The following is a 14,980-nucleotide window of genomic DNA, read 5'->3' as shown; positions in this document are numbered from 1 at the left end:
CTATTACTGTTCAAGATACTATTGCTCCTGCTTTTGTAGAAGAACTTCCTGCTGATCTAACTGTGGAATGTAACGCTGTACCAACTGCCGCTACTTTAACGGCTACCGATAACTGTGGAAATGCAACTGTTGCTTTCGCTGAGGCTATTGAGCAAGGTGAGTGTGCTAATGCATATGTAGTAACTAGAACTTGGACTGCAACTGACCTATGTGGTAATGTAACTTCACACGTTCAAACTATTACTGTTCAAGATACTATCGCTCCTGTTTTTGTTGAAAACTTACCTGTTGATGAAACAGTTGAGTGTAATTCAATTCCAGCGGCATCAATTTTAACTGCAACAGATAGTTGTGGAAATGCAACAGTAACTCTAACAGAAACAGTTGAACAAGGAGAGTGTGCAGGTGAATCAATTATTACAAGAACTTGGGTAGCAACAGATGATTGTCAAAATGCTGTTTCACATACTCAAATAATTATTGTTCAAGACACAATAGGTCCTGACTCTTCTGAATTTGATGAGAACATTTCTGTAAATTGTGATGCAATTCCTGAAGTTCCTGTATTAACTTTCACTGATTTATGTTCTACTGTAGGTGAACCAACATTTGTAGAGGAAATAATAAATGAGACACCAACATCTTATACAATTGTAAGAACTTGGGAAGTAACAGATGGTTGTGGAAATCCATCAACATTTGTTCAAACTATTAATGTTTCAATCCAAAACAATTTAACTAGAATTGATGCTGAATCATGTATTGGTGATATTACAACTGTTAACTTGAATAATTTACTTCCTGCCGGAACAACCGGAGGTGTTTGGGTAGATGTAAACAACACGGGAGCATTAAATGAAAATATTTTCAGCCCAAGTGAGGTTCCATCGATTGGAAATTATATCTTGCAGTATGAAATTACTGAAGGAGATTGTCCAAGAGTATATGAAGTCACTATGAATGTAAACGATGATTGTCTTGTATTCCCATGTGATGCGATTGTAATTCACAACGCTTTCACACCAAATGGAGATGCATTGAATCAGTATTTCTCAATTGAAAATATTGAAAACACTGAGTGTTATACAAGCAACACTGTAGAAATCTATAACCGTTGGGGCGTGTTAGTGTACGAGGTAGAAAACTATAATAACAATGATAGAAGATTTGAAGGAATCTCAGAAGGTAGAGCAACTTTAAACAAAAATGCAGAACTACCAACAGGAACTTACTTCTATATCATTAATTATACTACTGTTGATGGAAATGTTGTAAACAAATCCGGTTATTTATACCTAACAAGATAAAATTAAAAACTCCTGAGGGTTACCCCACCCTCAGGTTTCTAAAAAAAGAAACAAAATGAGAACAAAATTTTTATTAATCGCTTTGATGTTTACAGCTTTTGCTGCTCTTGCCCAACAAGATGCACAATATACGCAATACATGTATAACACAATCAACGTGAATCCGGCCTACGCGGGATCAAGAGGAGTAATGAGTATTTTCGGTTTACACCGTACCCAATGGGTAGGTTTAGATGGTGCACCGGTCACTAATGCTGCCTCAATTAACACTCCTATTAACAATAGTAATCTAGGAGTTGGACTATCATTTGTGAATGACAAAATCGGACCTACTAATGAGAATGCTATATCTGCAGATGTTTCCTATACTGTTAAAACTTCAGAAACTTTCAAACTTTCTTTCGGAGTTAAAGGAACTGCTAATTTATTTAATCTAGATGTTTCTAAACTTACACCTAAAGACGATGATCCGATACTTCTAAATAATATCGATAATCAATTTACACCTAATATTGGTGCTGGTGTTTATTTCCATTCAGATAAAATGTACGTTGGTCTTTCGGTTCCTAATTTTTTTGAAACAAAGAGATACAACGATGATGACATAGCTTTGAATGCGGAACGTATGAATTTCTACCTTATTGCAGGTTATGTTTTTGATTTAACGTATAATCTAAAATTCAAACCTGCGTTGTTAACCAAAGCGGTTGAAGGTGCCCCTTTACAAGTGGATGTCTCTGCTAATTTCCTATACAATGATAAATTTATGTTAGGAGCAGCTTGGCGTTGGGATGCTGCGGTGAGTGCCATGGCTGGTTTCCAAATTACAGACGGACTTTTCATCGGTTATGGATATGACCATGAAACTACTCGATTAAGACGCTTTAATTCAGGTTCGCATGAGATTTTCTTACGCTTTGAATTATTCAAAAAACATAGTAAAATTGTATCACCTAGATTCTTCTAATAAAGCAACAGTCATGAAAATTAAATTTATATACATCGCGTTGTTTAGCTTTATTGCTTTAAACGGTTTTGCTCAAAAAGCCGGAGAACGCAAAGCAGACAAAAACTACGATAAATATGCTTACATAGATGCAATTAAAACCTATGAGCGTATTGCAGAAAAAGGATATAAAAACCCTGATATGTTGCAAAAAATAGGAAATGCCTACTATTTCAATGCCGACCTGGTGAACGCAGAAAAATGGTATGGTGAACTTTTTGCAATGTCACAAGAGGTGGAAGCGGAATATTATTTCCGTTATGCTCAATCATTAAAGGCAGTCGGAAATTATACCAAAGCTGACGAAATGATGACAAAATTCAATGAGAAAAGCGGCAATGATAAACGAGGTCTTTTAGCCAAAGAACAAAAAGATTATCGTGAAATAATCAAAAAGAATTCCGGTCGTTACAACATTGAAGATGCGGGAATTAATTCTGAGTATTCCGATTATGGACCTGCCTTTTTTATGGATAAAGTGGTTTTTACTTCAACTCGTGATACCGGAAACTTTTCTAAAAAGAAACACACATGGACAGATCAATACTTTTCTAATCTTTACGGTGCCGATTTGAGTGCAGAAGGTGCTCTTTCTAACACAGACCGTTACGGAAAAAAATTGAACTCTAAATTCCATGAATCAACACCGGCATTTACAAAAGATGGGAAAACAGTTTATTTTACCAGAAACAATTATTTAGATGGTAAAAAAGGAAAAGATGCCAATAAAGTAACTCTTTTAAAAATTTATAAAGCTACTTTAGTGGATGAAAAATGGACAAACATTAAAGAACTCCCTTTTAATAGCGATAGTTACCAAGTGGCTCACCCAACGTTGAGTGCAGATGAAAAAACGCTATACTTTGCTTCTGATATGCCGGGAACAAAAGGCCTTTCAGATATTTACAAAGTAGATATTTTGGCTGAAGATTCCTATGGAACTCCGGTTAATTTGGGAGATATTAATACCGAAGGTCGAGAAACTTTTCCATTTATCACTTCAGATAATGAATTGTATTTTGCCTCTGATGGTCATCCAGGATTAGGTGGTTTGGATATATTTATTTCTAAATTAGAAAAAGATGGCTCATTCAAACAAGTACATAACATTGGAGAACCAGCCAACAGTCCGTTTGATGATTTTGCATTAATTATCAATAAAGCGAACAAAAGAGGGTTTTTATCTTCAAATCGACCTAATGGTGTTGGGAATGATGATATTTATAAATTCCTTGAAACAAAAGAAATTCAATTTAATTGTGAACAATTACTAGTTGGTATTGTAACCGATGCAGAAACCGGTGAAATTTTACCTAACACAAAACTGACTCTTTTTGATGAAAAATTCAATAAATTAAAAGAAATCTATTCCGGTCCGGATGGACGATACGATTTTGGTGAGGTTGAATGTGAGAAAAAGCATTATGTTCGTGCTGATAAGGAAAATTATACCACTAAAGAGGTGGCTGTTATCATTGGAAAAGAAAGTGGAACTACAGAATTACCAATTGAATTGGATAGTTCAGTTAAGAAAATTCCAATTGGTGGTGACTTAGCCGATATTTTTGGAATCAACCTTATTTATTTCGATTTAGACAAATGGAATATTCGTCCTGATGCAGCAATTGATATCGCTAAAATCTTAGATGTATTGAACCAATATCCAAACATGGAAATTGATATCCGATCACATACAGATAGTCGTGCATCACACCGTTATAACGAACAGTTATCAGACCGCAGAGCAAAATCTACTCGTGATTGGTTAATTAAAAACGGTATTGCTCCGGAACGCTTAACTGCGAAAGGTTATGGTGAAACACAATTGGTAAACAAATGTGCCGACGGCGTAGAATGTACCGAAGAAGAGCACCAATTAAACAGAAGAAGCCAATTCATTATTACTGCTTTATAAATACTTGTTAATTAGATTACATTGCGAAAACATCCCGTTAAATTTAGCGGGATGTTTTTTTTTAAGTCTTTTGCTATGATTGGGTTTTTGAGTATTTAGCGTGAGGGATTGAAGTGAAAAGCCCGACCCTTGTGGTCACGCCCAAATTACTTTTATAGCTTATTTCTCGATTTCGCGAAGGGTTTCCATTTTTTTCATGGCCAAGAATCCTTTGATGTCTTCAAAATGTTCTTTCACACGTTTGTTACCGAATTCAAAAACTTTGGTTGCCAAGCCGTCGAGAAAATCACGGTCGTGGGAAACGAGGATTAACGTGCCGTCAAAATCCCGCAACGCATCTTTGATGATGTCTTTGGTTTTCATATCTAAGTGGTTGGAAGGCTCATCGAGAATGAGTAAATTCACCGGTTCGAGTAATAATTTAATCATTGCCAAACGGGTTTTTTCGCCACCGGAAAGTACTTTTACTTTTTTGGTAATGTCGTCCCCTTGGAACATGAACGCACCAAGTATGTTTTTAATTTGCGTCCGAATTTCGCCTACTGCTATGGAATCTATAGTTTCGAAAATTGTAGCATTTTCATCCAATAAGGAGGCTTGGTTTTGTGCAAAATAACCAATTTGTGCATTGTGACCAATCTCAACACTTCCGCCGTTAATTTCGATTTCTTTCATAATGGCTTTGATCATGGTAGACTTACCCTCCCCGTTCTTACCCACAAACGCAACTTTTTGTCCGCGTTCAATCACAATATTGGCATCTTTGAAAATTACTTTATCATCATAACTTTTGTGCAAATCTTTTACAACTACCGGATATTGACCGGAACGCACAGAAGGGGGAAATTTAAGTTTTAATGCCGAATTATCAATTTCATCAATTTCTACCGGAACTAATTTTTCGAGCATTTTTACACGTGATTGCACTTGGAGTGTTTTGGAATACGTTCCTTTAAAACGCTCAATAAACTCCATGTTCTCCGCAATCATTTTTTGTTGTTCATCGTAGGCTTTTTGCTGATGAATTCGTCGGTCTTTACGCAGTTCCAGGTAATGTGTATATTTGGCTTTGTAGTCATAAATTCGTCCCATTGTGACTTCGATGGTTCGATTAGTAATATTGTCAACAAAAGCTCTATCATGTGATATAACAATCACTGCTTTGGCTGAATTTATCAAAAAATCTTCTAACCACTGAATACTTTCAATATCCATGTGGTTGGTGGGCTCATCCAACAATATTAAATCGGGTTTTTTCAACAAAATTTTTGCCAACTCAATTCGCATTCGCCATCCGCCCGAAAATTCAGAAGTGGGTCGGGTAAAATCTTCTCTTTCAAAACCTAAGCCTTTTAACACTTTTTCGACTTCGGCCTCGTAATTCACTTCTTCAATAGAATAGAATTTTTCACTAAGCTCAGAAACACGTTCGATTAACTTCATGTAATCGTCACTTTCATAATCGGTACGAGTGGTCAACTGATCGTTCAGTGAATCGATTTCTGCTTTCATATCAAACACTTCTGCAAAGGCTTTAGAAGCTTCTTCCATCACTGTTGCTTCGTCTTTGGTCAACAAATGCTGTGGCAAATAGGCAATAACCGCTTCCTTTGGAGCAGAAATTGTTCCCGAAGAAGGTTTAGAAACGCCGGCAATAATCTTTAATAATGTAGATTTTCCGGCTCCATTTTTACCCATCAAGGCAATTTTGTCGTTTTCATTGATGGCAAAAGAAACATCGCTGAACAAAGTGGTTCCGCCAAAGTGAACGGAGATATCGTTTACTGTAATCATTTTTTTTAGTTGAAAGTTAGAAGATAGAAGCTGGAAGTCAGTTGAATCTTCAAAATTTTAAGGTGCAAAGATAATCGATTTGCGTAATCTTGAAGTTTGAAAATGATAATTTGTAAGACAATTATTTTTGAAATTGATAAAATGCTTTTACAATTCTTGAAAAATAAGCAATTCATTCGCCAATCTAATCAAAATGAGGACAAAACATTATTTTTTGGTTAATTTTGTTCTCTCAAACAGCGAATTCAACATATGCCTTTATTTGATTATAGTTTTTTAGGAAAGATTATTCCTCAACAAAAGCATAAAAAAAGCTATCGAAAAGCGAAACAAACGTATTTGAACCGTATCCGTTTGGCGATGTCTTTTTTTTATTTTGGAATGGGATTTTGCTTTGCTTCGTGGGCCAGTAGAATTCCGGATATAAAAGCTACACTTCACCTTAGTGAGGGCGAATTGGGCACTCTGCTTTTTGCTCTTCCCATCGGACAAGTTATTGCAATGCCTTTTTCAGGAAAATTGGTCACCCGTTTAGGAAGTCGTAAAGTATTACTCATTTCCTTACCATTTTATGCTTTTAGTCTAACCAACATCGGTCTGGTTTCACAAGCATGGCAATTGGCTCTAACTTTGCTTTTATTTGGAATATGTAGTCAATTTTGTAATATTTCAATGAATACTCAAGGCGTTTATACCGAACAAATTTTTAAAAAACCGATCATGGGTTCTTTTCATGGTTCGTGGAGCTTAGCAGGATTTTGCGGTGCTCTTGTTGGGCTGGGTATGATGGCTCTTAAACTAACTCCGCATCAACATTTTATCATCGTTTTTCTTTTAGTAGGCTTTTTAATATGGGCAAACTATCGTCATTTAGTAAAAGTTAAATCAGATGCTAAAGAAGTTTCTGGACCCAAATTCAAGTTTCAAATACCTGATAAAAATTTAATTTGGCTTGGCATAATTGGTTTTTGCTGTATGGCAAGCGAAGGAATCATGTTTGATTGGAGTGGTGTTTACTTCAAAGATATCGTCAAAGCACCGGGAGCACTTGTTATTTTGGGCTATACTTCTTTCATGATTACCATGGCAACAGGAAGATTTTTAAGTGATATTTTGGTTCGAAAATTTGGAGCCAGAAATATATTAATCATTAGCGGTATTACTATCTCAACCGGATTGTATACGGCCGTTGCATTTCCCTTATTGATTCCTTCTATGTTAGCATTTATGCTGGTAGGTTTTGGTGTTTCCAATGTAATTCCAATCATTTATAGTACAACCGGAAGAAGTACAACCATCCCAACAGGAGAAGCCTTAACGATAGTTACCGGTATAAGTTTTGTTGGATTTTTACTCGGACCACCGGTTATTGGACATATTGCAGAATTAACTAGTTTGCGGCATTCGTTTGGATTTATTGGGGTATTTGGGGTGTTTATTTCGGTTTTAGCTTATTATTTGAGGATTTTTAGGTGATGTTTTAGACCTGACAGGTTTTTAACACTTGTCTGTTTAAAGTACTACTAAATACTCATCCTAAACTTCTCCACCACTTCATTTACTTTTCCAAAGTATCGTTCATCGATAAACAATTCCACCGCCAAATCCAAGTTGCCAAAACCACCCAAACGAGCAGATTGAATGTTGTCTTTTTGGAGTACTTCTACTCCAACTTCTTCTATTTTTTCTTTTAATGCGGAAGCTAAAATTTCACTTCCGGAGAATATTTTCATCATTCCCATTTTTTATAGTAATTAGTGATTAGTAATTAGTGACTAGTTCGTAAAGCAATTAAAAAAACGATTTACAATTCCTTAGTTATTATTTCTGCGAAAAGACAACAGACAACTGGCAACTATTCCGCCTCGAAGAAAACTGGTTCTATCATGATTTTATCGGCTAAAACTTCTACTCTTTCGGTGATAGTGGAACAAAAGAAAAGACGCTGTGTTTTTTCAACACTTAAGGAAAGTCGGAGAATAATGGCATCCATTCGGTTTCGAAATAAAACATCGGTATCATCCACTACAAACATTTTAATGGTATTCATATTGAATCCGGCTGACGAAAACATATCGTTAATTTTGGTTGGTGTGCCAATCAACACATCCATTCCAAGTGAAATTTGATTTTTATCATAATCAATATCTCCTTTTTCATGTACGCCTATCACACGCAAATCGGTATAATTTCCTAGCTTTTGAAATAGTTCAACCATTTCCACCACCTTCTCTTTATTCTCTACAATAATTAATGCTCGTGTGCTTTCACCAACCGGTTTTTCTAATCGCTGAATCACATTCAAAACTATAGTTGTTGATTTTCCGCTTCCGTTTGGTGATTGAATAACCGCATCTGCCCCACTTTTTAACGTAGAAAAGGTTTCTTGTTGCATTTCATTCGCATCCGTCAAACCGCATTCGATAAGTGCTTGTTGAAGTTTTGGGTTTATTTTTTTTAGTTGCATATTTATTAAAGGTGATGGGTGATGTGTAAATGTTAATGGGATTTCCTTTCTCCTATTACCAATTACCTTTTACCATTTTTATTTACTCGCAATTATTTCAATCATTATTTGTTTGATATTAAGATGCTTTGCATCTGCAATTTTCTTTGATTGTTCCGATACTAATTCTATCCAATCATTAATTTTTTTCTTATCAGTCGTTTTTATACCCCAATATTCTGAAAGCTCAATTGCAGAAGATTGATTTAAAAATTCTATTGCAAAGCTCAAATTAAGAAATAAATTTAAAAATATTCTTGGAATGTTATTATATGATTTATTGCCGATTAATAAATCTCCTTTTCCCCCAGAAGAAAATAAATCTCGAATATTTGGCGTTACAATTCCTTCTCTAGCAACTAACCAAGCGGGGATTCTTTCAAATTTCTTGGGGGTGTTCCCAAAAATTTCAACAAAATAAACCATAATTTTTGTTATGATTTCTTTTTGTTTTTCTCTATCAATATTTCTCCACATCTTAATCGATAGATTACTCATATTGTTGTTATCAATCCACCAAAGTTGTTCTCCTGGCTTAAGTTTACTTTTATAATAATCTACAACATAACTTAATGGGTTTTCTTTTTTTCGCAAAGTATCATATGGTGTTTCCATTTTATCGAAAATGGTTTTTCCAATAGGCAAATTCATATCAATTAAATAACGTGGTGAATGAGTAACAACTACTTCTGATAAACACTCTTCATATGGACGACATTTAAATTCAATAGGATTTACCAATTTAGCGAAAAGCATAAATATCCTTTCCACATCATTCACCCTTGTGCTTTCCAACACACTATTCCCAGTGGTTTTCCAATGATTTTGTGTAGTTGTTTTCACTTCAACACCATAAAATTTCTTTGCAATAATATCTGGAAATTTTTGTCCTCCGACTACCTCAATTGAATTTTCAAAAACAGTTCCAACTGCTAATTCAGACATTACATCACCAATATATGGTTCAAGTTTATTTCCTTTAAGGGTTGAAATTAATTTTGATGATTTTACTGCTTGAACATTTAATTCATCTAACGTCGAATTTAACAAAATATCAAACTCTTTTCTGTTTGGTTCTGAATTGGCTGAAATTATCATAATTATTTTTTAAAATATAAATCCCAAACATCTTCAATTCTTTTTGCCAAATTGTAGGCTAGAAGAGGCGGAACTGCATTTCCAATTATTTTATAAGCTTGAGAAGGACTAACAAGAAAAGAACCTTTTCTGCCATTTTTGTTTTCAATAACAAACTCATAATCTGGAGGAAATGTTTGAATTAAAGCACATTCTCGCGGAGTTAATCGTCTTTCAATTAATCCTTTTGAAAGTTCACTATCAATTTTACCACCATTTTCTTTTGACAATCTTCTAAATTCAATATTTCCGTGATGCTCAGCTCGTATTGTTGGACTAATTCCATTTACTTTTACTTCGGTTTGTCCTTGACAATGTGCTCCCATATATTTTGCCTTTGAATAGAACTTTTGTGATAAATCAATTGTATTCTCTGGCTCCTCTAATTGACTGAAAATTTCATTTAATTCTACGAATTTTTTTAAATCAACTCCTTTGGCAGTATAAGAATGGGTTGGCTTTGGATAAGGATTATATAAATCAGAAATAGTTTCTTTTTCTAATTCCAGTAATGCTTTTTTATTTAATTCTGATTTTTTTATTCCAATAAAAATCACTCTTTCTCTTGATTGAGGAACACCATAATTTGCAGAATGTAAAACTTTAGGATTTAAAACAATGTATCCATTTCGTCCAGCTGATGAAAAATCGTTTTGAATAATTTCTTTAACATTTTCGAGATTTACCAATCCTTTTACATTTTCGGCAATAAATATTTTCGGTTTTGTTATTTCTATAACTTGCTTCATCCACATATAAAGTTGCCCCCGAGTTTCCTCTGTTGGAGTAGCTTCGTCAATAATTTTTCCATTATGATTTTTGTGTGAATTCAATCCGTTTCGTTTTCCTGCAATACTAAAATCTTGACAAGGAAATCCTCCGGTTACAACATCAATATTTTTGGGAAAAACTTCAATACCACTTTTATGAAGCTTAACTAAATCTACAATACTTTGTGTGTGGAATATATCAGCTTCATGTCCTTTTTTTACAAAATAATTTACCCATGCATTTCTAGCATCACTTAAAATATCATTTGCAAAAACTGTTTTAAATTTTGTTTTTTTAAGTTTAACAAATCCATTATTTAGATTTTGATCTATGAAATTAGGTGAAGTTTTTTCATTAACCGAAGATTTTAATACTGAAAAACCACCTTCAAAACCCAAATCCATTCCACCACAACCAGAAAATAAGGATAATACATCTAAAGTTTGTTTCGAATTTGGTCTAAACTCTAATGTTTTTTTAATTGAACTAACATTAAACTTAAAATCTAATTGAGGTTCATGAACTTCATTACTTTCAATATTTTCTATAAATTCTGACTTCATAATTAGATATTAATAACTTATTTTCAATCTACTGAGTTTAGCTTTTATAACCTACAAACTAAATTTATAAAATTAAAATTTCTTCTTAAGAAGCAATTCAATCCTATATTAATTTTCACAAAATAATTTTAAGATGACAAAATTTATAGTTTCTAAATTTTTAATAAAACCATTTCACAAAATGTTTGAACTTGAAATTTTTATAAATGAATGTAGTATTCAAAATTACTTATTTTTACATTTCAATTCAATCATTTTTGGCTTCAATTCTTAACAAATACTTGTTAACATTGAAACCTATAATCAATATTTAATTTTTTATTCTTTTGGTTTTTATCACTTACTCGCAAAAAGCTTCACGTCATTCTCCGAAATTTCACTTCCGCCAAGAATTATCAAGCGTTCTACCACGTTGCGAAGTTCGCGAATATTTCCGGTCCAATCGTATTCTTGCAATAATTTAATTGCAGCAGTAGAAAATTGTTTGGCTACATTGCCTTGTTCTTCAGCTATTTTGTTAGCAAAATGCTCAATTAACAGCGGAATATCATCTCGCCTATCATTCAAAGCCGGCACTTTTATCAAAATCACCGCCAAACGATGATACAAATCTTCGCGAAAACGACCTTCGGCAATTTCTTTTTTCAAGTCTTTATTGGTGGCTGCAATCACACGAACATTCACTTTGATGTCCTTATCCGCTCCAACTCGTTGTACCAAATTTTCTTGTAAAGCACGCAATACTTTCGCTTGAGCAGCCAAACTCATATCACCAATTTCATCCAAAAAAATCGTTCCGCCATCGGCTGCTTCAAATTTTCCTGCACGGTCTTTCACAGCAGAAGTAAAGGCTCCTTTTACATGACCAAACAATTCACTTTCAATTAATTCCGACGGAATAGCAGCACAATTCACCTCAATTATAGGAAAAGCCGAACGTTCACTTTTTTCGTGTAATTGATGAGCTACCAACTCTTTTCCGGTACCGTTGGGTCCGGTTATAAGGACTCGAGCTTCTGTAGGAGCCACTTTTTCAATCATTTCTTTGATATGGTTAATCGGTTCCGATTGACCAATCATTTCATAATTTTTGCTGACTTTCTTTTTGAGAATTTTATTTTCGACCACCAATTGTTTTCGGTCTAACGCATTGCGAACCGTATTCAACAATCGATTCAAATCGGGTGGTTTTGAGATATAATCAAAGGCTCCCAATCGCATGGTATTGACAGCCGTTTCCAAATCGCCATGACCGGAAATCATGACCATCGGAATTTCGGGTTTTATTTTTTTTACGGCTTCAAGCACTTCTACCCCATCCATTTTAGGCATTTTGATGTCGCAAAGCACTAAATCGTAGTCTTCATTTTTAATTTTTTCTACTCCGGAAAGTCCATCTTCTGCTTCTTCTACTTGGTAGGTATCGCTTTCTTCCGAAAGAATTTTGGTTAATACTCTGCGGATAGCTGCTTCGTCTTCTATGATTAATATTTTGGGCATGTTTAACTTTTTTAAGGTGCTAAGGTGCTAAGGTTCTGAGGTACTAAGTTAATACTTCATCCATTTATACAATTCTTTCCATGTTGGTTTTTTTCCATACATTAAAATACCTACACGGTAAATTTTGGCTGCCATCCAAACCACTAAAAAGAAAGTAAGATACAATGAAATCATCGACAAAACCAATTGCCACCAAGGCACACCAAACGGAATTCGCATCAACATTACAATCGGTGAAGTGAGTGGAACAATTGAAAAAACCGTTGCCACCATTCCGTGTGGATCATTTAATACCGTAAAAAATCCGATGTAAACACCTAAAATCAAAGGCAAAATAATCGGTAACAAAAACTGTTGTGAATCCGTTTCATTGTCCACTGCGGCACCAATAGCGGCATAAAAAGAACTATACAAAAAGAATCCGCCAATAAAATAAATCACAAATGAAAACAATAAGGTAAACAAAGGCAATTGTTTAAACTCATTAATATACAACGGTAATTTTTCAGCAAAACCACTAGGATTAGCTTGTGCAACCGCCTCAGCTGAAACCGCAGAACCGGCTCCCATTTGCATGCCAAAAACAGTAGAAAAAATGAAAAACAAAATCAATCCTAAAACCGTCCAAATCAAAAATTGTAAAATCCCCGCCAACGAATTGCCAATGATTTTTCCCATCATCAACTGAAACGGTTTTACGGAAGAAATGATAATCTCAATGATTCGATTTGTTTTTTCTTCAATCACACTTCGCATGACGAAATTGCCGTAAATCACAATAAACATCATAATTAAATAACCGAAAATTCCCCCTAAAAACAATTTGATTTCATTCAACCCTTTTACGGTTTCTTCACCGGAAGCTTTTTTCAACACAATATTTACATCGGCTTTCGCCAAGTTGATTCGTGCCGTATCAATCGATAATTTTTCATAATTGTAGTCGGTGATTTTCTTGGCAATTATATCTTCCACATCCAAAATATAATCCATCGACGGACTATCATTCGAGATAAACTGCACTTGGTTTTGCACGGTGGACAAACTATCCGTTTTCGGAATATAAATCAACCCTTCATAACTTTCGCCCAGCACACTGTCTTTCACCAATTGCAAGTCGAGTTTAGACAAATCATAGTAGGCATATTCTTCATCGTTCACAAATTCTTTGACAAAATTACCGCCTTCATCATGAATGGCAATGCGTTTTAAATCGGCTTTCATGGAAGCCAAAAACCCAACAAAAACAGCAATTCCAACAAACAATAGCGGACTCAAAAAAGTCATCACAATAAACGATTTGTTGCGAACCTTGGCAATAAATTCTCTTTTGATAATTAAGCTCAGAATACTCATTAGTTTTGACTTACAGTTTTAATAAAAATATCATTGGCCGTTGGAATTTTCTCCACAAAATGCGTCACTTGTCCGCGTTGCGTTAATAGACTTAACAACTCATTCGGGTTGGCATTTCCTAAACCGATTTCTAACTTCAAATCGTCGTTAAGCGATTTAAATTCAGCCGGATTCACCGTGAATTTTTGCGTCAAATCATACATTAATCCTTCTACGTTGGCGGTTAAAATGCCCACTTCAAAATGGTGCGTTCTAAACTCGCGTTTGACATCGGTTAATTTGCCTTCAATCAGTTTATTCGACTTGTGAATCAAGGCAATATGGTCACACAATTCCTCCACACTTTCCATCCGATGCGTCGAAAAAATAATGGTTGAACCTTGCTTTTTCAACTCCAAAATTTCGTCTTTGATAATGTTCGCATTCACCGGATCAAACCCTGAAAACGGTTCGTCAAAAATCAGTAATTTAGGTTTGTGTAAAACCGTCACTACAAACTGCACTTTTTGAGCCATTCCTTTGGAAAGTTCTTCAATTTTCTTGTTCCACCAACCTTCGATGCCGAATTTTTCAAACCAAAAATCCAATTGTTTTTTGGCTTCTGTTTTAGATAAACCTTTCAACTGAGCGAGATACAAACACTGCTCGCCTACTTTCATCGATTTATATAAACCGCGTTCTTCGGGTAAATAGCCGATATGCTGAATGTGGTGCGGCTGCAGCTTCTCACCATCCAAAAACACCTCGCCACTATCCGGCATAGTAATTTGATTAATAATTCTAATTAAAGACGTTTTCCCGGCACCATTCGGACCCAAAAGTCCATAAATACTTCCTTTGGGAACTGAAAGCGAAACATTGTTTAAGGCCGTATAATCGCCATATGTTTTCACTACATTCCTAACTTCTAAGATGTTGCTCATACTCATTTTTGCGTTTGGGTAAATATAAGAAATAACAGCCAAAACCGAAATAGAACCCCGTAAATAAAGTACATTTTTTTTGTTTGGGCGTGCCCCCGTTGCAGGAAATCCAAGTTCTAAAGAAAGTAGTGCCAGCAACGGGGTCGGGCTTTTCGCTGCAAGTCCTCGTTCGTCGTGCCTCCTCTCTGTGGGCTTTCCGCTG

General features: G+C 35.0%; 12 protein-coding genes. 4 read left to right on the top strand and 8 right to left on the bottom strand.

Annotated elements, in window-relative coordinates; all coding sequences use genetic code 11:
- From ACIQ0M_RS06095 to ACIQ0M_RS06085, 3 genes are all read left to right on the top strand, one after another.
- On the top strand, nt 1–1,307 hold a 1,307-nt coding region (locus tag ACIQ0M_RS06095), incomplete at its 5' end, for a gliding motility-associated C-terminal domain-containing protein (protein WP_396150773.1).
- Nucleotides 1,308–1,362: 55 nt separating this feature from the next.
- On the top strand, nt 1,363–2,274 hold the full coding sequence (locus ACIQ0M_RS06090) for a type IX secretion system membrane protein PorP/SprF (protein ID WP_396150771.1): 912 nt from the start codon (nt 1,363–1,365) through the stop codon (nt 2,272–2,274).
- 13 nt (nt 2,275–2,287) lie between these two features.
- A complete protein-coding gene (locus tag ACIQ0M_RS06085; protein ID WP_396150769.1) occupies nt 2,288–4,228 on the top strand; it encodes an OmpA family protein in 1,941 nt (646 codons plus the stop codon).
- Nucleotides 4,229–4,387: 159 nt separating this feature from the next.
- Here the strand turns inward: ACIQ0M_RS06085 and ACIQ0M_RS06080 are convergent, their stop codons facing one another.
- On the bottom strand, nt 4,388–6,022 hold the full coding sequence (locus ACIQ0M_RS06080) for an ABC-F family ATP-binding cassette domain-containing protein (RefSeq protein ID WP_396150767.1): 1,635 nt from the start codon (nt 6,020–6,022) through the stop codon (nt 4,388–4,390).
- Between the two features lie 252 nt (nt 6,023–6,274).
- Here ACIQ0M_RS06080 and ACIQ0M_RS06075 point away from each other — a divergent pair, with 252 nt between their 5' ends.
- Entirely contained in the window at nt 6,275–7,498 is a 1,224-nt protein-coding gene (locus ACIQ0M_RS06075) for an MFS transporter (RefSeq protein ID WP_396150765.1), read from the top strand.
- 47 nt (nt 7,499–7,545) lie between these two features.
- Here the strand turns inward: ACIQ0M_RS06075 and ACIQ0M_RS06070 are convergent, their stop codons facing one another.
- The 7 genes from ACIQ0M_RS06070 to ACIQ0M_RS06040 form a co-directional block, all read right to left on the bottom strand.
- Nucleotides 7,546–7,764, bottom strand: coding sequence for a putative signal transducing protein (locus ACIQ0M_RS06070; RefSeq protein WP_396150762.1), 219 nt, complete (start codon nt 7,762–7,764; stop codon nt 7,546–7,548).
- 113 nt (nt 7,765–7,877) lie between these two features.
- Nucleotides 7,878–8,489 carry a DEAD/DEAH box helicase gene (locus ACIQ0M_RS06065; protein WP_396150760.1) on the bottom strand — a complete coding sequence of 204 codons (612 nt, stop codon included), beginning with the start codon at nt 8,487–8,489 and terminating at the stop codon, nt 7,878–7,880.
- A 78-nt stretch (nt 8,490–8,567) separates the two neighbouring features.
- Nucleotides 8,568–9,626, bottom strand: a complete 1,059-nt coding sequence (locus ACIQ0M_RS06060) for a hypothetical protein (protein WP_396150758.1) — start codon at nt 9,624–9,626, stop codon at nt 8,568–8,570.
- Between the two features lie 2 nt (nt 9,627–9,628).
- The gene (locus tag ACIQ0M_RS06055) at nt 9,629–10,999 is read right to left on the bottom strand and encodes a DNA cytosine methyltransferase (protein ID WP_396150756.1); all 1,371 of its coding nucleotides are present in this window, start codon (nt 10,997–10,999) and stop codon (nt 9,629–9,631) included.
- A gap of 336 nt (nt 11,000–11,335) precedes the next feature.
- Nucleotides 11,336–12,499, bottom strand: a complete 1,164-nt coding sequence (locus ACIQ0M_RS06050; RefSeq protein WP_396150754.1) for a sigma-54-dependent transcriptional regulator — start codon at nt 12,497–12,499, stop codon at nt 11,336–11,338.
- 48 nt (nt 12,500–12,547) lie between these two features.
- Nucleotides 12,548–13,855, bottom strand: a complete 1,308-nt coding sequence (locus ACIQ0M_RS06045) for an ABC transporter permease (protein ID WP_396150752.1) — start codon at nt 13,853–13,855, stop codon at nt 12,548–12,550.
- Nucleotides 13,855–14,778 carry an ABC transporter ATP-binding protein gene (locus ACIQ0M_RS06040; protein WP_396150750.1) on the bottom strand — a complete coding sequence of 308 codons (924 nt, stop codon included), beginning with the start codon at nt 14,776–14,778 and terminating at the stop codon, nt 13,855–13,857. Before ACIQ0M_RS06040 ends, ACIQ0M_RS06045 begins: the two co-directional genes overlap by 1 nt.
- Between the last annotated feature and the right edge of the window lie 202 nt (nt 14,779–14,980).

It is taken from the genome of Flavobacterium sp. (assembly GCF_044339515.1).
In the GTDB taxonomy this organism is placed as follows: Bacteria; Bacteroidota; Bacteroidia; order Flavobacteriales; family Flavobacteriaceae; genus Flavobacterium.
This window is presented reverse-complemented; position numbering and strand designations above follow the sequence as displayed.